The 20,515-nt window shown below is 54.0% G+C and carries 16 protein-coding genes; 8 read left to right on the top strand and 8 right to left on the bottom strand.

Annotation, left to right across the window (positions count from 1 at the left end; all coding sequences use genetic code 11):
- Positions 1 to 33: 33 nt before the first annotated feature.
- The 5 genes from folK to sfsA form a co-directional block, all read right to left on the bottom strand.
- A complete protein-coding gene (gene folK, locus RFN81_RS13510) occupies positions 34 to 525 on the bottom strand; it encodes a 2-amino-4-hydroxy-6-hydroxymethyldihydropteridine diphosphokinase (protein ID WP_264496320.1) in 492 nt (163 codons plus the stop codon).
- Positions 525 to 1,937, bottom strand: coding sequence for a polynucleotide adenylyltransferase PcnB (gene pcnB / locus RFN81_RS13505; RefSeq protein ID WP_264498978.1), 1,413 nt, complete (start codon positions 1,935 to 1,937; stop codon positions 525 to 527). Before pcnB ends, folK begins: the two co-directional genes overlap by 1 nt.
- Before the next feature lie 137 nt (positions 1,938 to 2,074).
- Positions 2,075 to 3,007: a tRNA glutamyl-Q(34) synthetase GluQRS gene (gluQRS, locus tag RFN81_RS13500; RefSeq protein WP_264496319.1), complete on the bottom strand. Its 933-nt coding sequence runs from the start codon at positions 3,005 to 3,007 to the stop codon at positions 2,075 to 2,077.
- Between the two features lie 128 nt (positions 3,008 to 3,135).
- A complete protein-coding gene (dksA, locus tag RFN81_RS13495) occupies positions 3,136 to 3,591 on the bottom strand; it encodes an RNA polymerase-binding protein DksA (RefSeq protein ID WP_264496318.1) in 456 nt (151 codons plus the stop codon).
- A 267-nt stretch (positions 3,592 to 3,858) separates the two neighbouring features.
- Complete coding sequence (sfsA, locus tag RFN81_RS13490) at positions 3,859 to 4,563, bottom strand: DNA/RNA nuclease SfsA (protein ID WP_264496317.1); 705 nt, start codon at positions 4,561 to 4,563, stop codon at positions 3,859 to 3,861.
- 117 nt (positions 4,564 to 4,680) lie between these two features.
- On the opposite strand from sfsA, the gene hrpB reads away from it, so the two are divergent.
- The 5 genes from hrpB to fhuB all read left to right on the top strand — a co-directional run bounded on the left by hrpB (position 4,681) and on the right by fhuB (position 13,723).
- A complete protein-coding gene (gene hrpB, locus RFN81_RS13485) occupies positions 4,681 to 7,143 on the top strand; it encodes an ATP-dependent helicase HrpB (protein ID WP_264496316.1) in 2,463 nt (820 codons plus the stop codon).
- Positions 7,144 to 7,245: 102 nt separating this feature from the next.
- Complete coding sequence (mrcB, locus tag RFN81_RS13480) at positions 7,246 to 9,690, top strand: bifunctional glycosyl transferase/transpeptidase (RefSeq protein WP_264496315.1); 2,445 nt, start codon at positions 7,246 to 7,248, stop codon at positions 9,688 to 9,690.
- Positions 9,691 to 9,964: 274 nt separating this feature from the next.
- On the top strand, positions 9,965 to 10,762 hold the full coding sequence (fhuC, locus tag RFN81_RS13475; protein WP_264496314.1) for a Fe3+-hydroxamate ABC transporter ATP-binding protein FhuC: 798 nt from the start codon (positions 9,965 to 9,967) through the stop codon (positions 10,760 to 10,762).
- A 14-nt stretch (positions 10,763 to 10,776) separates the two neighbouring features.
- Positions 10,777 to 11,700, top strand: a complete 924-nt coding sequence (gene fhuD, locus RFN81_RS13470; RefSeq protein ID WP_264496313.1) for a Fe(3+)-hydroxamate ABC transporter substrate-binding protein FhuD — start codon at positions 10,777 to 10,779, stop codon at positions 11,698 to 11,700.
- Positions 11,693 to 13,723 carry a Fe(3+)-hydroxamate ABC transporter permease FhuB gene (fhuB, locus tag RFN81_RS13465; RefSeq protein ID WP_264496312.1) on the top strand — a complete coding sequence of 677 codons (2,031 nt, stop codon included), beginning with the start codon at positions 11,693 to 11,695 and terminating at the stop codon, positions 13,721 to 13,723. Before fhuD ends, fhuB begins: the two co-directional genes overlap by 8 nt.
- A 124-nt stretch (positions 13,724 to 13,847) precedes the next feature.
- Here fhuB and hemL read toward each other — a convergent pair whose 3' ends face one another.
- The gene (gene hemL, locus RFN81_RS13460; protein ID WP_264496311.1) at positions 13,848 to 15,128 is read right to left on the bottom strand and encodes a glutamate-1-semialdehyde 2,1-aminomutase; all 1,281 of its coding nucleotides are present in this window, start codon (positions 15,126 to 15,128) and stop codon (positions 13,848 to 13,850) included.
- 172 nt (positions 15,129 to 15,300) lie between these two features.
- On the opposite strand from hemL, the gene clcA reads away from it, so the two are divergent.
- Complete coding sequence (gene clcA, locus RFN81_RS13455; RefSeq protein ID WP_264496310.1) at positions 15,301 to 16,716, top strand: H(+)/Cl(-) exchange transporter ClcA; 1,416 nt, start codon at positions 15,301 to 15,303, stop codon at positions 16,714 to 16,716.
- Positions 16,717 to 16,795: 79 nt separating this feature from the next.
- A complete protein-coding gene (erpA, locus tag RFN81_RS13450; protein ID WP_264496309.1) occupies positions 16,796 to 17,143 on the top strand; it encodes an iron-sulfur cluster insertion protein ErpA in 348 nt (115 codons plus the stop codon).
- A gap of 66 nt (positions 17,144 to 17,209) precedes the next feature.
- On the opposite strand, the gene btuF is transcribed toward erpA, so the two are convergent.
- Together btuF and mtnN are read right to left on the bottom strand one after the other, a co-directional pair.
- Positions 17,210 to 18,049: a vitamin B12 ABC transporter substrate-binding protein BtuF gene (gene btuF, locus RFN81_RS13445; RefSeq protein ID WP_264496308.1), complete on the bottom strand. Its 840-nt coding sequence runs from the start codon at positions 18,047 to 18,049 to the stop codon at positions 17,210 to 17,212.
- A 3-nt stretch (positions 18,050 to 18,052) separates the two neighbouring features.
- Positions 18,053 to 18,751: a 5'-methylthioadenosine/S-adenosylhomocysteine nucleosidase gene (mtnN, locus tag RFN81_RS13440; RefSeq protein ID WP_264496307.1), complete on the bottom strand. Its 699-nt coding sequence runs from the start codon at positions 18,749 to 18,751 to the stop codon at positions 18,053 to 18,055.
- Between the two features lie 128 nt (positions 18,752 to 18,879).
- Between mtnN and dgt the strand changes: the two genes are divergently transcribed.
- Positions 18,880 to 20,391 carry a dGTPase gene (gene dgt / locus RFN81_RS13435; protein ID WP_264496306.1) on the top strand — a complete coding sequence of 504 codons (1,512 nt, stop codon included), beginning with the start codon at positions 18,880 to 18,882 and terminating at the stop codon, positions 20,389 to 20,391.
- Positions 20,392 to 20,515 lie beyond the last annotated feature (124 nt).

Genomic DNA, 20,515 nt, shown 5'->3' with positions numbered 1-20,515 from the left:
GGTGAAGATTTTCCCAGACGGCCTCTTGTTATTCTACGACCGATTGTCCCATAGCGTTAATCCATTGCGATCGACTTGAGTTAACCGCTGGGCGAGTGTTTCTCCGTCGGGAAAGCGTAGATCAGGGGCGATCTCCGCGAGCGGATAGAGCATGAATTCGCGATTCTTCATATCATAATGCGGAACGGTCAGGCGTTCGGTTCGAATGATCAAATTGTCGAACAGCAGAATATCTAGATCCAAGGTGCGTGGTCCCCAGCGATGTTCTTTGCGTTCTCGACCTTGGTCTTGCTCAATTGCCTGAGTGTGGTCGAGCAGCGATTCTGCCGCTAAGGTGGTCTCTAGTTCAACGACCGCATTGAGATAATCCGGTTGATCTTGTGGGCCAAGCGGGCGGCTACGATAAAAAGAGGAACAGCAAACGACGCGGGTATGAGGGATGGAATCCAGAGCAGACAAGGCCGCGCGCACCTGTAACAACGGCTGGGCAAGATTACTGCCCAGCGCTACATAGACACGCGCCATCAGGCTTGATCCCGGCGCGCCACTGCTGGTTTGCGTGGTCGACGAGGGCGAGAACGACGGTGGGGTAGCGGGCCGTCATCCAGAGATCTCAGCATGGCTTGCTGACGTGGCGGTGGGGCAACCTGAAATTCTCCCCACCATTGGGCCAAACGCAGCAGTTCCTGATGATTTTCGATTTCGGCACGTAAGCATAGTAGATCATACGCGGCGCGGAATTTTGGATGTTCCATCAGTTTATAGGCGCGTTTACCATGACGACGAGACAGGCGGGTTTGTAGCTGCCAAATATCTCGCACTAAGGACGTAATACGCTTAGGTATCGCCAGAGAACGGCACTGTTCATCCAGAATGTCGTTCATCGCGAGTGAAAAAGCATCGAAATAGGCGAGGCCGCCTTCCTGAGCCAATTTCTGCGCGTGTTCAACCAGCGGATACCACAGCATGGCAGAGAACAAAAATGCCGGATTGACGCGCATGTTATTTTGCAAGCGTTGGTCGGTGTTTTTGAGAACCTGCTTGATCATACGCTCTAACGTAGAGTCGCCTTCAGGCGTGAAATGGCGACTTAGCAGTGGGAAAAGCGGTTGGAACAGCTGATATTCACACAGCAATTTGTAAGTCGCATAACCATAACCCGATTGGAGCAGCTTCAGCGCTTCTTCAAACATCCGAGCCGCAGGAATGTCGTGCAATAGCGGAGATAAACGAGGAATGGGTTCGGCGGTTTCTGGACTGATCGTCATGTTTAATTTGGCGGCGAAACGGACAGCGCGCAGCATTCGCACCGGATCTTCACGATAGCGCGTCTCAGGATCGCCAATCATACGAATGACGCCTTGACGCAGATCGTTCAGGCCACCGGTATAGTCGTGAACGCTGAAATCAGAGATGTTGTAATAGAGGCTATTGATCGAAAAATCGCGGCGTTGAGCGTCTTCTTCAACCGACCCGAAAACATTGTCGCGTAATAGCATACCGCTCTGCGCTTGCTGAGAGGAATTCTTAACTTCCTGTTGTTCCTGATGCTGATCGTGATGGCCGCGGAACGTGGCGACCTCAATGACCTCAGGCCCAAACATAATATGAGCAAGGCGGAAACGACGACCGACCAAACGGCAATTGCGGAATAACTTGCGCACCTGGTCCGGCGTAGCGTTGGTGGTGATATCGAAATCTTTTGGCTTTTTGCCTAACAGCAGATCGCGCACGCCGCCGCCAACCAGATAAGCCTCGTAGCCCGCTTTGTTCAGGCGATAAAGTACTTTCAGCGCATTATCGCTGATATCGCTGCGTGAAATAGTATGTTGATCACGCGGGATCACCGTCAGAGGGCGAGGCGGCTCCTGTGGTTCAACGCTTTCGTTCTCACGATTCAATACTTTACGGCAAAAATTAGCAACTCGGGAAAAGATAATACACCTCGATAGTCATGGATAATCAGTGGCACAGCTAACAACGACCGGAATCTCTTTTCAACATTGTCCCGGTAACGGCCCACGAGCGTGATAGCGTCAAAAACGTATCACTAAAAATAGCGGCTAATCATAGCTCACCAATTCCCCTTTGAGAATGCTGATGTGATCGCGGACGCGTTTATTGCCGCCTCTAACGGGACGCGTTCCAGAGACCAGTGCGCGATAGCCCAGGCAATAAGGGCTGAAAGCGACATATCTTGCCCATTTTCCGGCAGCGGCTGGTGCAAAAATTGTAGCGCGGCAAGTAGCACGGGACGCGGATCGCCGTGTGGCAGCGCCGGTGCATGATTCTGTTTGGAAAGTTTGTTTCCCTCTTCATTTAGAACCAGCGGCAGATGCACATAGGTTGGGATCGCATAGCCGAGTTGTTGGTAGAGCGAAAGTTGCCTGACGGTAGGTTCGATAAGATCGGCGCCGCGCACGATCTCCGTGACGCCCTGATCGTTATCGTCGATCACCACGGCCAGATTATAGGCGAACAGTCCGTCACGACGGCGAATAATAAAATCTTCCTGAGCGAGCGCCGCGTCAGCATATAGCTCGCCACGTAGCCTGTCGTGGAAGTGAAATACCGGCATTGTCTGACGCAAGCGTAGTGCGGCGTTTTTGTCAGGCAAATTGAGGGTGCGACAATGTCCGTCATAGCGCCCGCCTAATTGTTGAATGCGGCTACGCGTACAGGTGCAGTAATAGCTCATTCCCTGTTGCTGTAGCTGCTGAAGGATTTCGTGGTAACGCGCATGGCGCTGAGACTGGTACATGACATCGCCATCCCAGTATAGGCCATAGTGTTCTAACTGCTGGAGGATGCGAGACGCTGCGCCGGGAATTTCCCGTGGTGGGTCGATGTCTTCAATACGTACCAGCCAGCGCCCTTGCTGAGAACGCGCCTGTAGATAACTACCGAGTGCGGCAATGAGCGAGCCAAAATGCAGGTCGCCAGAAGGGGAGGGGGCAAAGCGTCCGACATAGCGGTCGGATTGAGTAAAACCAACGGTTTCGGACATAAGAAATGGGTGCTATCTCGTCAACCTATCATCCAGACAGAAGATAGGGAAAAGAACATCATTCAACCACAATCAATATTCCGGTTTCGGCTGCTGCCTGTGGCAGAAGCCGAAACCGGATAGGAAGGTTACCCCGCCATTTGTTTTTCGCGTATCTCCGCCAGTGTCTTACAGTCGATACACAGATCGGCAGTTGGACGAGCCTCCAAACGGCGGATGCCAATCTCGACGCCACAGGATTCGCAGAATCCGAAATCCTCATCCTCGATCTTTTGTAGCGTTTTCGCGATCTTTTTGATCAATTTGCGCTCACGGTCACGGTTACGTAGCTCCAGACTGAACTCTTCTTCCTGCGCGGCGCGATCCACGGGGTCGGGAAAATTAGCGGCCTCATCGCGCATGTGCGAGACAGTACGATCCACTTCATTCATGAGTTGGTTGCGCCATGCTTCAAGAATACGCTTGAAATGAGCTAGCTGAGCGTCATTCATATACTCTTCGCCCGGCTTCTCCTGGTACGGCTCTACTCCGGCAATTGCGAGAATGCTCAGAGAAGATGTCTTACGGTTTTGCCCTTCTTGCATGTTGCTTCTCCTACATAACACGACACGCATAATACCCGTTTATGTCGTGAAGTTGCGGTGTTACTAAGCAAAACTTCAACGATCTGGGTATATCGGCCCCAAATGGGGGAAAAAACAGGCCGCTATAAATAGCAGATGAAGATGGGGTTGGCAATGCTTCCTGACACCGACCTGATAAAGTGTGAGGAACAACCTTCCTACATTAAATAATAAACAATGTGTTACGCCTTTGGCGGTCTATCTGGCGTGTTATGCAATGCTTATGCCTCATCCCAACAACGGTAGTCTATGTGTTAATGAAATACCATCGGGGCACAATGTGGCGCCGTAACATATAATTTCAACCCCCGCTCGCTGTGCGGCGGTAAATAATTCCGCATAGCGTGAATCAATATGTCGGGCGGGTGAAACCTGATGGATTCCGGAATGGAGCACGGCGAAAAAGAGTACTGCACGCTTTCCATTGGAAACCATCTGATGGAGTTCACGCAGATGCTTCTGCCCTCTGAGTGTCACTGCATCAGGAAAGTAACCACATCCATGTTGCAACAATGTGACAGATTTCACCTCAATATAGCAGTCAATCCTATCCGGTGCCTGTAAAAGTAAGTCTATGCGGCTATTTTCTGAACCATATCTGACTTCCTTTTTTACCACCGAGTAGCCTGACAATTCCGCAATGCGATTGTCCATTAATGCTTCGGATAATAATGTGTTGGCACGCAAAGTATTGACGCAAATCCAGTGGTGTTGCGATGTTTCTGTCAGCTCCCAACTATGCGGATATTTACGCTTAGGGTTATCGGAAGTCGTATACCAAACGGTATCGCCGGGTGTCGCACAGCCCGTCATCGCCCCCGTATTAGCGCAATGGAGAGTGAGTTGCCTCCCCTCTGGGGTGACAATATCGGCTAAAAAACGTTTGTAACGTTTAATCAATCGAGCAGGTTGTAAACGTGGGGTATAGTCCATTTTTCTCCTGTTTATTACTAGGGGGGCATCCTGCGGATTGTGGATTCCATCTAAGGCGATATTTGTCCAGATGCTACAATGTGCGTCGCTAAAAGTTAACCTTATGGGGAGAGGGTTGTGATTTTACCGCCTGTCAGCGCCGTGCTGGACGATGTGATTACCGCGCTGCATACCGCGCCTCAGGTGCTGCTCAATGCCCCAACCGGGGCGGGGAAATCAACCTGGCTACCGTTACAATTACTGCAACAGGGTAAATTACCAGGGCGAATCATCATGCTGGAGCCGCGTCGCCTGGCCGCCAAAAGCGTCGCCTGGCGATTGGCACAACAGTTAGGGGAAGAACCGGGGCAAACGATCGGTTATCGCATGCGTGCGGAGAGCCGCGTAAGCGACGCCACAAGATTGGAAGTGGTGACTGAAGGCATGTTGACCCGTTTATTGCAACAGGATGCGGCGCTGCAAGGCGTGGCGCTGATTATCCTTGATGAATTCCATGAGCGTAGCGTGCAGGGGGATGTGGCCTTGGCGCTGCTACTGGATGTACAGCAGGGGCTGCGCGAGGATTTAAAACTGCTGATTATGTCTGCGACGCTCGATAATACGCGATTGGCGGCGCTGTTACCGCAGGCCCTCTGCGTCGTTTCCGAAGGCCGCAGTCATCCGGTTACGCGATATTACGTTCCTCTGAACCATCAGGAGCGTTTGGAAGAGGGGGTGGCGCGACAGGTACGACGATTGCTCAGTGTAGAAGAGGGTTCACTGTTGCTTTTTTTGCCCGGCGTGGCGGAGATCCATCGTGTGCAAGCGCTACTGGCGAATAGCATATCGAGCGAGACGGATCTCTGTCCCTTGTATGGCGCATTGACGCTGGCGGAGCAGCAAAAGGCGATCCTGCCTGCGAATCCAGGTCGTCGCAAAGTGGTGTTGGCCACCAATATTGCTGAAACCAGTCTGACCATTGAAGGGATCCGGCTAGTCGTCGACAGCGGTCTTGAACGTGTCGCAATCTTTGATGTGAAAAGCGGTATCACGCGACTCGTGACACAGCGAATCAGCCAGGCTTCCATGGTGCAGCGTGCCGGACGTGCCGGGCGTTTAAGCCCCGGTATTTGCTGGCATCTGTGCTCTCGCGAACAGGCAGAACGCGCCGCGGCGCAAAGCGAAGCGGAGATATTGCATAGTGATTTAACCAGCGTTTGGTTGGACTTATTACAGTGGGGATGCACCGATGTGACGCAGTTAACCTGGTTGGATATTCCCCCAGCGCCTGCGCTCCACGCCGCCCGTCGCCTGCTGCATCAGCTCGGCATTATCGATGAGAAGCAGCGGTTAAGCGCCGAAGGGCGGAAGATCGCGGCGCTAGGCTGCGACGCGCGTCTGGCGACGATGCTGTTTGCCGCCTCACAGCAAAGCCCTGACGTGTTAGCCACCGCGGGGTGTTTAGCGGCGATACTCGAAGAGCCGCCGCGAAACGGGTCGATCAATCTGGCCGATTGGCTGCATCGTCCTTTACCGCATTGGCTGCAACGGGCAAAACAGTTAACGCGTCGTTTGTCGGCAAGGTCGGGACGTACCCTTGACGTCGGACGGATTGATAGCCGTGTCGCTGATGAATTATTGGCACTGGCTTTCCCCGATCGTATCGCCCGGCGGCGTAGTCAGGATGGGCGTTACCTACTGGCTAACGGAAGTGGCGCGATGATGTCGGCTGATGACGCGCTGTCGGGTACGGAGTGGTTGCTGACTCCGGCGCTCTTACAGAATAATCAAAGCGCGGATGCGCGGATACTGCTGGCGTTGCCGCTAGATATTGAACGGCTGGAACGACGGCTGCCCAGATTAATAAATGAACATAATGTGGTGCGCTGGGACGAAGAAAAGGGTACGCTGCGCGCCAGTCAGCGCGACCAGATAGGTTGTTTGACGCTACGTTCACGCCCATTGAGCAAGCCTTCCGATGAGGCATTACAGCAAGCGCTGTTACTCTGGATTCGTGATCGCGGGCTACAGGCACTAAACTGGGATGCGTCAGCGTTACAGTTACGCGCCCGGCTACAATGCGCACGCCAGTGGATGCCTGAAGTTGACTGGCCGCCAGTAGATGACGACACGCTGGTGGCTACGCTGGAAACCTGGTTACAGCCGTCGCTGTCCGGCGTGCGGGATTTACGTGCGCTACGCCAAATTAATTTGAGTGAGGCGCTGCTGCGGTTGTTGGACTGGCCACAGCGCCAGCGGTTGGATAATGCGCTGCCCACACACTATACGGCGCCGGGCGGCAGTCGTTTGCCGATTGCTTATTATGACGATAAGCCACCAGTATTATCCGTGCGCATGCAGGAGATGTTCGGCGAGCAGCAAAGTCCGCGGTTGGCGGAAGGGCGTGTGGCGCTGGTATTAGAACTGTTGTCGCCAGCGCAGCGACCACTGCAAATTACGCGCGATTTGGCCGCATTTTGGCAAGGCGCTTACCGAGAAGTACAAAAAGAAATGAAAGGACGGTATCCCAAGCATCTCTGGCCGGACGATCCGGCGAACACGGTACCGACGAGACGCACTCGAAAGTATCAAAATCACTAATTTCAGACGTTTCCGCTTCCTCAGAAAAGGGGCTGGAAACAGAGTAGGCGGCTTAAGCGTAACGTTGATGGCCGCACACAACCGGATGGAGAAGTTATTGTAATGTCTCGGGACGACCGCGAACCAATCGGACGCATAGGGAAAGCGCCAAAACGTAAGCTGGAACGCAAATCCACTACACGACGTCGTAGGGATGACGACGATGACTATGAAGAGGACGACGAGGATGGTGATGACGCGATGACGCGAAAACCACAACGAAAACGGCGTTTGCTGGGGCTAATGATAAAGCTGTTTCTGATCTTCGCCGTAGCGATGGCGATCTATGGCGTATATCTCGACAGCCTGATCCGTAGCCGCATTGACGGTAAAGTCTGGCAACTCCCCGCCGCCGTTTATGGCCGTATGGTCAACCTTGAACCCGGAATGGCGTATAGCCAGAAGGAGATGATCAGCCTGCTGGAAGGCATGCAATACAGGCAGGTAAGCCGTATTACTCGTCCAGGGGAATTTAGCGTGCGTGGCAATAGCATCGATATGCTGCGCCGTCCGTTTGATTTCCCTGATGGGAAAGAGGGGCAAATCCAGGCGCGACTAACCTTTGTCAACGATCGCCTGTCGCAGATTAAGAATATGGACAACCAGCGGAATTTCGGTTTTTTTCGCCTCGATCCCAGGCTGATCACCATGATGCAATCGCCGAATGGCGAACAGCGTTTGTTCGTGCCGCGTAACGGTTTCCCCGATTTATTGGTGGATACGCTGGTGGCGACGGAAGACCGTCATTTCTATGAACATGATGGCATCAGCCTGCTCTCCATTGGGCGGGCGTTTTTAGCCAATATCACCGCGGGACGCGCCGTACAGGGCGGCAGTACGTTAACTCAGCAGTTAGTCAAGAATTTGTTTCTGACGAATGAACGTTCGCTGTGGCGTAAAGCCAATGAAGCCTATATGGCGCTGATCATGGATTATCGCTACAGCAAGGATCGCATTCTTGAGCTGTATTTGAACGAAGTGTATCTCGGTCAGAGCGGTAGCGATCAGATTCGCGGGTTCCCGCTCGCCAGCCTGTACTATTTCGGTCGTCCAGTAAATGAATTGAGTCTTGACCAGCAGGCGCTATTGGTAGGCATGGTCAAAGGCGCGTCACTGTATAACCCGTGGCGCAACCCAAAGATTACCTTAGAGCGACGTAATCTGGTTTTGCGTCTGTTGCAAAATCAGCAGGTAATTGATGAAGATCTGTATAACATGCTGAGTGCGCGCCCGTTGGGCGTGCAGCCGAAAGGCGGTGTTATCAGCCCGCAACCGGCCTTTATTCAACTGGTGCGTCAGGAATTACAACAGCGGTTAGGTGACAAGGTTAACGATCTCTCTGGCGTGAAGATCTTTACCACACTCGATCCGGTCTCGCAGGATGCGGCGGAAAAAGCGGTGGAAGTCGGAATACCGGCATTGCGTGCTGCGCGCAACGTTAGCGATTTGGAAGCGGCGATGGTTATCGTCGATCGTTTCAGTGGCGAAGTTCGCGCGATGGTTGGCGGTGCTCAAACCCAATATGCCGGGTTTAACCGTGCGCTACAGGCACGCCGACCTGTCGGATCGCTGGCAAAGCCGCCGACCTATCTGACCGCGCTCAGCCAGCCGGATAAGTATCGTCTGAATACGTTATTGGCGGATGAGCCGTTATCGATCAAGCAGCCTAACGGACAACTGTGGCAGCCAAAGAACTACGATCGTCAATTCCGTGGGCGTGTGATGCTGGTCGATGCGTTGGCGCACTCGCTTAACGTGCCGACCGTTAATCTGGGAATAGCCGTAGGATTAGACCAGGTATCGGCAACGTTGAAACGTTTAGGTATTCCGGAAAATGTGATCGAGCCAGTTCCAGCGATGCTACTGGGGGCGATCAGCTTGACGCCAATGGAAGTGGCGCAAGAATATCAGACGATCGCCAGCGGCGGTAATCGTGCGCCGCTTTCCTCGCTGCGCTCGGTGATTGCGGAAGATGGCACGGTACTGTATCAGAGTTTTCCACAGGCTGAGCGAGCGGTGCCAGCGCAAGCCGCTTATTTAACGCTGTATGGCATGCAGCAGGTTGTTGCACGCGGTACGTCACGGTCGCTGGCGGTGAAATTCCCGAATTATCACCTTGCGGCGAAAACCGGTACTACCAATGATCTTCGCGATAGCTGGTTTGCCGGAATCGACGGTAAAGAAGTGGCGATTGCCTGGGTAGGGCGTGATAACAACGGACCGGCGAAACTGACCGGAGCGAACGGTGCGCTGACGATCTATCGTCGCTATCTGGAAAATCAGACGCCATTACCGCTGATGCTGACGCCACCGGAAGGTATTACCACGATGACGGTGGATGCCAGCGGCAACGTTATTTGCGATGGTAGCAGCGGCGGGCGTGTATTGCCCGTTTGGACCGATAATCCACAGGCGCTCTGCCAGCCCAGCGCAGCGCCATCTTCTGTGCAACAGGAACAACCAAGTGATGATGTTCCTGGGTGGATCAAACAAATGTTTGGACAATAGTCTCTCCGCATTGCCCCGGTTAATCCGGGGTATTTTTTGTTCCTTTCTTACGCTGCCAATACTCCGTCAGATAGCGCTTTCTCTGTCGTATCATGCTGGCGGTGGCGGGTAAAAGTCTTGCGGTTGGCATTCCGTTACGCCTATTATGCTGCCTTTATCGTAATCATTATCGTTCTCTTTTAGCTCGATCGGTATGAATGCCGTTTGATAATGACAGGAATGGCGATCGCCGTTTACTCCTTTTCTATCCGTGACACTAACAAGCAAAAGCGCTATGCAAAATCAAACTGTACTGCCTGACACCCCCTTCAGACTGGATGACGTCAGCTTTGCCGTCGCCGGGCGCACGCTGTTACATCCGCTTTCCATCACCTTTCCTGTCGGAAAGGTGTGCGGACTGATCGGACACAATGGTTCAGGCAAATCGACGTTGTTGAAAATTCTGGGGCGTCATCAACCCGCTAGCGGCGGCACCGCCTATTTGGGAGAACGGGCTATCGCAAGCTGGGACAGCAAGACATTTGCCCGTCAGGTCGCGTATCTACCACAGCAGCTACCTGCTGCCGAAGGGATGACGGTGCGTGAGTTGGTTGCTGTAGGGCGTTACCCCTGGCATGGCGCATTAGGCCGTTTTGGTCTTGTCGATCGGGAAAAGGTCGAAGAAGCCATTACGCTGGTAGGACTAAAGCCTTTCGCTAATCGTCTGGTGGATAGCCTGTCAGGCGGCGAACGGCAGCGGGCCTGGCTAGCAATGACGGTGGCGCAGGATAGCCGCTGCCTATTACTCGATGAACCCACTTCCGCGCTGGATATTGCGCATCAGGTTGAGGTGCTGGAGCTGATCCAGCGCATGAGCCGCGAACGAGGCATTACCGTGATTGCGGTGCTGCATGATATCAATATGGCGGCCCGTTACTGCGATCGTCTGGTGGCATTGCGTGGGGGAAAAATGGTGGCACAGGGCGAGCCTGTCGCGCTGATGCAAGGGGACGTGCTGGAAGCCATCTACGGCATTCCGATGGGCACCCTACCTCATCCGGCAGGCGGCGCGCCGGTCAGCTTTGTTTATTAACAGGGTTCCCGCTAATGATGCCTGAACATTTTATCGCTTCTTCTCATCACGATATAGGCCGACGCCGCTTATTGACGGCGCTGCTGTTATCGCCGCTGATTTATTCAGCGGCAAGTCGATCTGCCACCACAGCCATCGATGTAAACCGCATTGTCGCGCTGGAATGGTTGCCAATTGAGTTGCTTCTGGCGCTGGGCATCGTACCTTTTGCGATCGCCGATAAGCGCAATTACGGCCTCTGGGTGAAAGAACCCACGTTGCCTGCGTCAGTGATCGATGTCGGGTTGCGTACCGAGCCGAATCTGGAGTTGCTGACGCAAATTCGTCCGTCGCTGATCCTTTATTCAGAAGGTTACGGGCCGTCGGCGGCGAAAATGTCACGGATTGCCCCACTGCTGGGTTTTAGTTTCAGCAATGCGGAGAGAAAGCCGCTGACGTCGGCGCAGGCCTCAGTGATGAAACTGGCCGATGCGCTAAATATGCAAGCAGCCGGAGAACGGCACCTGGTGGAGCTGGCGCAGTTTCTCCGGCAAGAAAAGATTGCATTACAACCGTATACCGAGCGACCTCTTTTACTTATCACGCTGGTCGATAGCCGACACGTACTGGTCATCGCCAAAAACAGCCTTTTTCAGGAAGTGATGGATCATATTGGGATAGATAACGCCTGGCAGGGTGAAACCAGCTTTTGGGGGAGCACTATGGTGGGTATTGAACGCCTGGCGGAAATTGAGGACGCCAACGTGCTTTGCTTCGAACATGGTGATAGCGCCATTAGCGCACAGCTTGAGAGTAATCCGCTCTGGCAGGCGATGCCCTTTGTGCGTCAACGGCGTTTACAGCGCGTGCCTGCCGTCTGGCTATATGGTGGAACGCTCTCGGCGATGCGTTTTTGCCGCATCCTGAGTCAGGCAATGGAGGTGAGAAATCATGTCTAATCCTCTGTCTGTCGATTCCCCTCATGCGCACCAGCGCGTGGGCCGTCCGTTCATGTTACCGGCGGCGGTAATCGGTTTTTTGCTGATCGTGATGCTAGGCATGAGCGGCTACAATTTGCAGCAGCAGTTACCGATGGCACAGTGGTTCACTAGCGCGGTGCAGCCTGCTCCGAATAACATGCCGCAGCTTTTGTTTCACCACAGTCTGTTACCGCGTATGGTGCTGGCGCTGCTGGTTGGCGCCGGCCTGGGGCTGTGCGGGGTATTGTTCCAGCAGGTCTTGCGTAACCCACTGGCCGAACCGTCAACGCTGGGGATTGCTACGGGCGCGCAGCTAGGAATCACACTGGTGACGCTGTGGGCGCTACCTGACAGCGCGGGCCTCCAACAGGCGGCGGCAATGATCGGCGCGCTGGTGGTTGGCGTGCTGGTGTTTGGCATCGCCTGGGGGAAGCGTTTATCGCCCGTTACCCTGATACTGGCAGGGTTGGTGCTGAGTTTCTACTGTAGCGCGGTGAACCAACTACTGATGCTCTTTTATCATGAACAACTTCAGAGCGTGTTTCTCTGGAGCAGTGGCGTGTTGAATCAGCAGGACTGGCGTAATGTGCAATTTGTTTTCCCGCGTCTCGTGGTCTGTTTTTGTCTGGCTTTTTTCCTGATTCGACCACTGACGTTATTGGGGCTGGATGATAGTATCGCACGCAATCTGGGGCTTGGGCTGTCGCTGGCGCGCTTGAGTGCGCTTGGGTTAGGGATTTTTCTGTGCGCGCAACTGGTCAATGCGGCGGGCATCATCGGATTTATCGGCCTGTTTGCGCCGCTGCTGGCGAAAATGCTGGGTGCGCGGCGTTTGCTGCATCGCCTCTTAGTCGCGCCGCTGCTGGGGGCGCTACTGCTTGGTATCGCCGATCAGGGCGTTATCTGGTTGAGCCGGGGGTGGGTTGAGATCCCGACGGGGGCGGCGACGGCGCTAATTGGCGCGCCGCTGTTGCTATGGCTGCTGCCGCGTCTACGCAATGGCGCGCAGCCTGTGATAATCGACAGTAGCAGCACGTCGACGCGTGAACGTCGTCTATGGGGAAAATGGTTGGTGCTTGGTTTCGTATTGTTGAGCATGGTCGTTATCACCGCGCTAATGCTGGGGAAAGATGCGCAGGGCTGGCAGTGGGGCGGGGGGGATGTCTTTGCGCAGTTGCTTTCATGGCGCTGGCCTCGGGTTTTGGCGGCGCTGACGGCCGGGATTATGCTGGCCGTGGCGGGAACGCTAATACAGAAATTAACGGGTAACCCGATGGGAAGCCCGGAAGTGTTGGGGATTAGCTCCGGTGCTGCGTTTGGCGTCATTATTTTGTTGTTCTTTATTCCGGGCAACGCGTTTATGTGGCTGCTTCCGGCCGGGAGCGCAGGGGCTGCGTTAACGCTATTGATCATGGTCATTATCGCCAGTCGTGGCGGTTTCTCTACGCAACGTATGCTACTGGCGGGGATCGCGCTGAGTATGGCGTTTTCCACGGTGGTCGCACTGCTGCTGGCGAGTGGCGATCCGCGCATGGGAACGGTACTGACCTGGTTATCGGGGTCGACTTATGCGGTGGAACCGGTCGGTGCGATACGCACGGCTGTCATCGCCATCCTGCTTTTGTCGATCGTTCCGCTGTGTCAGCGTTGGCTGCGGATCCTGCCGCTTGGCACGACGACGGCCAGAGCGCTTGGCGTGGCCGTCACGCCGGTTCGCTTGCTGGTTTTATTACTGGCATCGGTACTGACAGCGCTGTCCACACTGATGGTCGGGCCAATGAGTTTTGTCGGCCTGATGGCACCGCACATGGCGCGGATGCTGGGCTTTAACCGCGTGTTGCCGCAAATCGTCAGTTCGGCATTGATTGGTGGCGCGCTGATGGTTATTGCGGACTGGTGTGGCCGCATGATCCTCTTTCCGGCACAGGTTCCGGCGGGGCTCCTTGCGACGTTTATCGGTGCGCCCTATTTTGTTTACCTGTTGCGTAAGCAGGTGAAATAACTCGCGTGAATGAATAACGTTGCAGGCACCTCAGCGGGATAAATCCCCGCTGAGGTGCCTCACGCCGTGGTAGCCCCGGTATCTTCACCTTTAAACGCATCGGCATTTCGCCGATGCAATGTACTTACAGGCGAGAGAAGCTACGCCGCGCCGCTTCAACGGTACGTTCGATATCCTGTGGCGTATGTGCCAGCGACATAAAGCCCGCTTCAAAAGCAGACGGCGCGAGATAAACCCCTTCCTCCAGCATCAGGTGGAAGAACCGCTTAAAGCGCTCGACATCGCACTGCATCACATCCTGATAACAGGTGACGCTCTCGGCATCCGTAAAGAATAAACCAAACATACCGCCCGCCTGATTCACCACCAGCGGAATATTTTCGGCTGTCGCGGCAGCCAGCAGGCCCTCTGCCAACTGTTGGGTCAACGCGGTGAGTTTTTCATGTACACCGGGTTGCGCGACTTCCGTCAAACAGGCAAAGCCTGCCGCCATAGCAATCGGGTTGCCGGACAGTGTTCCCGCCTGGTAAACCGGGCCGGTTGGCGCGAGTGCTTGCATAACCTCGCGTTTTCCGCCGAAAGCGCCGACGGGCATGCCGCCGCCGATGATTTTCCCCAGACAGGTCAGATCCGGCACCACACCGTAGTACGACTGCGCCCCCGCCAACGCAACGCGGAAGCCGGTCATCACCTCATCGATGATGAACAGCGCGCCGAACTCATCGCACAGGGTGCGTAAGCCAGGCAGAAAATCGGGTAACGGCGGCACGCAGTTCATGTTGCCCGCGACGGGCTCAACGATAATCGCGGCGATCTCATTGGGGTAGCGTTCGAATACAGTGCGTACCGATGAAAGATCGTTATAAATACAGGTTAGCGTATGGCGAGCGAAATCGGCCGGAACGCCGGGAGAATTCGGCTGGCCAAGCGTGAGTGCACCCGAACCCGCCTTCACCAGCAGGCAATCGGCATGACCATGGTAACAGCCTTCAAATTTGATGATTTTGTCGCGGCCGGTATAACCTCGCGCCAGACGAATGGCACTCATGGTCGCTTCCGTACCGGAATTAACCATTCGGACCATATCCATGCTGGGAACCAGAGAGGTTACTAGCCGCGCCATCTCGACTTCCATTTCGGTCGGTGCGCCAAAACTCAGGCCGCGCTCTGCCGCCGCGATCACGGCGTTACGAATTGCAGGATGATTGTGGCCTAACACCATTGGACCCCACGATCCCACATAATCAATGTACGCTTTTCCGTCAACATCGTAGAGATAAGCGCCATCAGCCCGCTCAATGAACAGCGGAACACCGCCGACGCCGTTAAAAGCCCGGACGGGCGAGTTGACACCGCCGGGAATAAGTTGCTGTGCAGCCGCATACAGGCTTTCGGATTGGTTCATTACGCAGTCCTGACTGGTCTTGGTCGTAAAATGTGAAGGTATTCTAATTAACCGATCGTCGTTAGGAAATCACTGAGTGGCAGAGGATCGATTTTTATCTTCAGTCACCGGTCGAATAGGCAGTTTTATCCTTAAGGGGTAACATAGTCTCTCTTACTTTTTTTCTTTGGTTATGACTGTCATGAGCAGACTTTCCGCATCCGTTTCTTCTCCGGCTGAGCGTCGTGCTGCTATTGCCCAATTTGTTCGACGTGATAAAACGCCCGTGTTGATTCTTCTACTCGCCGCCATCGTAGGGACGATAACCGGGCTGGTCGGTGTTGCTTTTGAACGCACGGTGAATTGGGTGATACAGCAGCGTATCGCACTCCAGGAACTCTTACCGGACAGTGAATTGCGTTGGCTTTTTGCCGCCGCGATCTCGGCCGTGCTGGCGGTCTGGGGGTATTTTTTGGTGCGGCGTTTTGCCCCTGAGGCTGGTGGGTCGGGGATTCCCGAAATTGAAGGCGCATTAGAAGAACTCAGGCCAGTACGCTGGTGGCGGGTATTACCCGTTAAGTTTTTTGGTGGTATTGGCACACTCGGTTCGGGCATGGTGCTGGGGCGTGAAGGGCCGACGGTGCAATTGGGGGGAAATATCGGTGGCATGATTGCGGATATTTTGCCGAAGCGGCAGCAGGATGGCCGTCACTCATTGCTTGCCACCGGTGCGGCGGCCGGGCTTTCGGCGGCCTTTAATGCGCCATTGGCCGGAATACTCTTTATCATTGAGGAAATGCGACCGCAGTTTCGTTATAGCCTCATCTCGATCAAAGCGGTATTCATTGGCGTCATTATGTCGAGCATTGTCTTTCGCTTTTTCAACGGCGAACAGGCCGTGATCAATGTTGGGCAACTGCCATCCGCGCCGCTCAATACGCTGTGGCTATATTTGGTGCTTGGTCTTATTTTTGGCGTCGTCGGCGTGATGTTTAATGCTTTAGTCCTGCGGACACAGTCGCTGTTTCTCGCTTTCCATGGTAAGCGGATGTCGCGCTTCCTGTTGGTTGGCGCGCTGGCGGGGGGGCTTTGTGGCATGCTATCCGTCGTCTTTCAGGAGGCCACCGGTGGCGGATTTGCGCTTATCCCTCTTGCGGCGGCGGAACATTACAGTATTGGCATGCTGTTTGGCATCTTTCTGATCCGCGTTTTTATGACGCTGCTTTGTTTCGGCTCTGGCGCGCCTGGCGGCATTTTCGCGCCGATGCTGGCGTTAGGGACGCTGCTTGGGGCTGCGTGTGGTATGGCCGCCGGCCAGATTTTTCCTGATTATGACATTGGCGCGAGTACGTTCGCGGTGGCGGGGATGGGGGCGCTGTTCGCGGCATCGGTTCGCGCACCACTGACGGGTATCGTGCTGGTGTTGGAAATGACTGACAATTATCAATTAATTTTGCCTATGATCGTGACATGTCTTGGGGCGACACTACTGGCGCAATTCCTGGGAGGCAAGCCGCTTTACTCTTCTATTTTGGCTCGGACGCTGCAGCGTCAGGCGCAGGCCGAGCAGGAACAGCAGATTAAGGCGGCAATCTCTGTCAAATCTTGAACGTTTTCTCATCCTGCCGGATAATGAGGCGATGAATGTGGCGCTATCACCTGATAAGCCCTGAGTTGGGAGTAAAAATATGAGCGACGATACGGTAGCACTGCCTCTGCAATTTACCGATGCAGCGGCAAGTAAGGTGAAAAGCCTGATTGCTGATGAAGAAAATCCGGAGCTGAAACTGCGCGTGTATATCACGGGCGGCGGTTGTAGCGGTTTCCAGTATGGCTTTACCTTTGACGATAAAATTAACGACGGCGACATGACCATTGAGAAACAAGGTGTGGCGCTGGTTGTGGATCCGATGAGCCTGCAATATCTGGTGGGCGGTTCGGTGGATTATACCGAAGGGCTGGAAGGTTCCCGCTTCATTGTGACCAATCCCAATGCAAAAACCACCTGCGGTTGCGGTTCTTCTTTCAGTATTTGATTTGAGTGGCGATCTTCGCCGCCGAAACGCTAACACCGTGTCTTGTTGATGAGACACGGTGTTTTTTTATCGTGCTGATGACGCGGCGGACGTCAGTGTGGCTAACTGAGCACAAATCTGTCGGGCGGCCAACAGTAAACGCGGCCCGCTGCGGCTAAACCAGTCTTCATTGACGGTAATGACGGGAACCACTAATTGCGGTTGCCAAAACGCGCGTATAGGGTCGATTTTATCTGGCGCGCCGCTGACAATAATGGCTTGCGGTTGGCGTCTTAACACTTGCTCACGGCTGACCTGCGGCCAGGGCACCGGGCTGTCGGCAAAGATATTGACTGCACCGCACAACGAAACAATCTGACTTTGCAGCGTCGGCTTTGACGAGGTAAACAGCGGTTGAGCGCCGAATTGAATAAAGACTCGCAAGGGCGCGGCGCGTGCCGCCTGATGTTTCTTCCCCGCTGGCTGTTGTAGCGCGCGCATCTGTCGCTGAAAATCTATCGCCGCCTGTTTTGCTTGTTCTGGAAAGCGACTATATGTCGCTAATTGACGCAATAATGCGGGAATATCCTCTAACGTCTTGGCGTCCAGATAGATAATAGGAATCGAGAAGTTCGCGAGCTGTTCCAGTGGGCGCTGCGGATTACCCTCACGCCAGGCGAGAATCAGATCCGGCTTAAGGGCAAGGATCCGTTCAACATTAATGCCTTGCCAGGACGCCACCTGCTCGAGTTTTTTCGCTTCAGGCGGATAATCTGACCAGGCGCTAACCGCAATCAACTGCTGACCCATGCCTGCCGCATAGGCCATTTCCGTAGCGTGCGGCGCGAGACTGATGATACGCTGAGGAATGGCGTAAGCGGTAGTACAAAGCAGTAACCCGATCAGCCAGAGGTGTCGAAAGATCATGACTTAGCGACCGCTAAGTTTGGTCAGCATTGCTTCCACCATCCGCGTTGATTGCTGTGCCGCAACGCTTAAGAACTCATCAAAACTCAGGTGTGATGCTTTATCGGCAACATCAGAAATGGCACGCACAACCACAAACGGGACGGCGAACTGATGGCAGACATGAGCGATCGCCGTCGCTTCCATTTCCACTGCGATTGCTTTCGGGAAGGTCGCGCGGATGCGTGCTAATGGTTCCGCGCCATTGATGAAGGCATCGCCGCTGACAACTAGACCGCGTACGGCGTTTAATTGCAAATCGGCAATCGCTTCCTGTGCCAGCGCGATAAGTTTTTCATCGGCAGGGAATGCGGCAGGGCAACCTGCCATTTGGCCGGGTTCATAGCCAAAGGCGGTAACGTCGGCATCGTGGTAGCGTACTTCATCGGAAACGACGATATCACCCACGTTCAGCGTCGGGGCCAGTCCGCCAGCGGAACCTGTATTGATGACGACATCGGGTTGGCAGTGTTCCAGCAGCAGCGTGGTGCCCAGCGCAGCAGAGACTTTGCCGATACCGGATTTCAGCAAGGCGACGTCCATGCCATTGAGTCGACCGCTATAGATTTCGCACCCCGCACGCTGAAAGGTTTGACGGTTTTCAATCCGATCGCGTAGCAGCGTTACTTCTTGTTCCATCGCACCGATAATCCCGACTGTCATAAGGTTCTCCGCAAATTCTGTTATAGATAAAATGAAAGGTATATACCGCGGACATTAGTCTATCATGGCTGGCAGGATGAGAGGATGTACGCATTACCGCGCCGACGTGGGATGACAGGGATAACCGTATGACTGATATCGATTTCGCCAAAAAAATGAGCTTTCAACGACATTTCAGCCGCCCTAAAGTGGCTGAAGATGCCTATTCCATTGTGCGCCAGTTTGAGAGCGATCGCGGGCGCATTATCAACTCCGCCGCCATTCGCCGTTTGCAGCAAAAAACGCAGGTCTTTCCTTTGGAACGTAATGCAGCCGTCCGTTCCCGTCTGACACATTCGCTGGAAGTACAGCAGGTCGGGCGCTATATCGCCAAAGAAATTTTACACCGTTTGCACGGTGACGGACGACTGGCGGCGCTGGGGCTTGAAAACAGACAAACGCCGTTTGAAAGCATGGTCGAAATGGCATGCCTGATGCACGACATCGGCAATCCACCGTTTGGTCATTTTGGTGAATCGGCGATTAATCAATGGTTCAGAACATTGCTGGATAGCCATTATCTGGACAGCAACTCCCCTGCGCGTACCGATAGCTGTAAAGTCGCGGTATTACGGATGCAGCAAGATGGGCAAGATGCTTTGCGCGGCCAAATCCGACAGGATCTGAGCCATTTCGAGGGTAATGCTCAGGCGATCCGGCTGGTACATACATTACTGAAACTGAATCTGACCTACGGGCAAGTCGCCTGTATTTTGAAATATACCCGTCCCGCGTATTGGCACGGTGAGCTTCCGCCAGACTACAGCTATTTAATGAAGAAGCCGGGGTACTATCTGGCGGAAGAAGCGTTCGTTATTAAACTGCGTGAAGCGTTGGCAATGGATGAATTTCATCGTCACCCGTTAAGCTACATTATGGAAGCGGCCGATGACGTTTCGTACTGTATCGCGGATTTGGAAGACGCCGTTGAGAAAGATATTCTCACGATCGACACGCTGTATACGCATCTGCGAGAGAATTGGGGGGCGGGAGAGCAGAAAGACATCTTCGATAAGACGATTGAACGCGCCTACAGAGAACGCGAGCGTTTTAAATGGCGTAGCCATGACGATCAGTTCTTCATGAACCTGCGTGTCTATACCGTCGGGCAAATGGTGCCGCATGCGGCACAGCGTTTTATCGACAATCTGCCAGAAGTGTATGCCGGTTCGTTCAATCAGGCGCTGCTTGAGGATGACAGCCCGCAGAATCGCCTGTTAGGTATTTTCAAACATGTCGCGTTAAAACAGGTGTTTAATCATCATGAGGTTGAGCAACTGGAGTTACAGGGCGACCGTGTGATTCGCGGTTTATTGGATATTTATAGTCCGCTACTTCGGATGCCTTATGCGGATTTTAGCCAGTTAGTGCGCGACGATACCCACAGGCATTACCCGATTGAAACCCGGTTATATCATAAGCTGTCCAGCAAGCATTGCCTGGCTTATTGCGAGGCCGTTGCGGCGCTGGAGGCATTACCCGAAACCGAACGCGTTATCCGCGAATATTATTATCGGGCGCGATTGATTCAGGATTACATCAGCGGTATGACGGATTTGTATGCCTACGATGAATACCGCAAGTTGATGGCGGCGGAGTAGCGACGAACGTCGGCAATCGTACGAACGGCTTTTGTAAAGCCGTTCAATATTTCCTTACGCTTCACACTCTTCCCCTCGGGAACCATGTTGGTCCATATTTATCTCATACATCACGACCGCGGCG

Origin of the sequence: Pectobacterium cacticida (assembly GCF_036885195.1) — a bacterium.
GTDB lineage: Bacteria > Pseudomonadota > Gammaproteobacteria > Enterobacterales > Enterobacteriaceae > Pectobacterium > Pectobacterium cacticida.
This window is presented reverse-complemented; position numbering and strand designations above follow the sequence as displayed.

What these genes read in the sequence shown, in the direction of transcription:
- clcA (WP_264496310.1), top strand. Translation starts at nt 15,301, where the DNA reads ATGACTGTCATGAGCAGACTTTCCGCATCCGTTTCTTCTCCGGCTGAG.
- dksA (WP_264496318.1), bottom strand. Translation starts at nt 3,591, where the DNA reads ATGCAAGAAGGGCAAAACCGTAAGACATCTTCTCTGAGCATTCTCGCA.
- hemL (WP_264496311.1), bottom strand. Translation starts at nt 15,128, where the DNA reads ATGAACCAATCCGAAAGCCTGTATGCGGCTGCACAGCAACTTATTCCC.
- folK (WP_264496320.1), bottom strand. Translation starts at nt 525, where the DNA reads ATGGCGCGTGTCTATGTAGCGCTGGGCAGTAATCTTGCCCAGCCGTTG.
- fhuD (WP_264496313.1), top strand. Translation starts at nt 10,777, where the DNA reads ATGATGCCTGAACATTTTATCGCTTCTTCTCATCACGATATAGGCCGA.
- mrcB (WP_264496315.1), top strand. Translation starts at nt 7,246, where the DNA reads ATGTCTCGGGACGACCGCGAACCAATCGGACGCATAGGGAAAGCGCCA.
- gluQRS (WP_264496319.1), bottom strand. Translation starts at nt 3,007, where the DNA reads ATGTCCGAAACCGTTGGTTTTACTCAATCCGACCGCTATGTCGGACGC.
- btuF (WP_264496308.1), bottom strand. Translation starts at nt 18,049, where the DNA reads ATGATCTTTCGACACCTCTGGCTGATCGGGTTACTGCTTTGTACTACC.
- fhuC (WP_264496314.1), top strand. Translation starts at nt 9,965, where the DNA reads ATGCAAAATCAAACTGTACTGCCTGACACCCCCTTCAGACTGGATGAC.
- sfsA (WP_264496317.1), bottom strand. Translation starts at nt 4,563, where the DNA reads ATGGACTATACCCCACGTTTACAACCTGCTCGATTGATTAAACGTTAC.
- fhuB (WP_264496312.1), top strand. Translation starts at nt 11,693, where the DNA reads ATGTCTAATCCTCTGTCTGTCGATTCCCCTCATGCGCACCAGCGCGTG.
- dgt (WP_264496306.1), top strand. Translation starts at nt 18,880, where the DNA reads ATGACTGATATCGATTTCGCCAAAAAAATGAGCTTTCAACGACATTTC.
- mtnN (WP_264496307.1), bottom strand. Translation starts at nt 18,751, where the DNA reads ATGACAGTCGGGATTATCGGTGCGATGGAACAAGAAGTAACGCTGCTA.
- erpA (WP_264496309.1), top strand. Translation starts at nt 16,796, where the DNA reads ATGAGCGACGATACGGTAGCACTGCCTCTGCAATTTACCGATGCAGCG.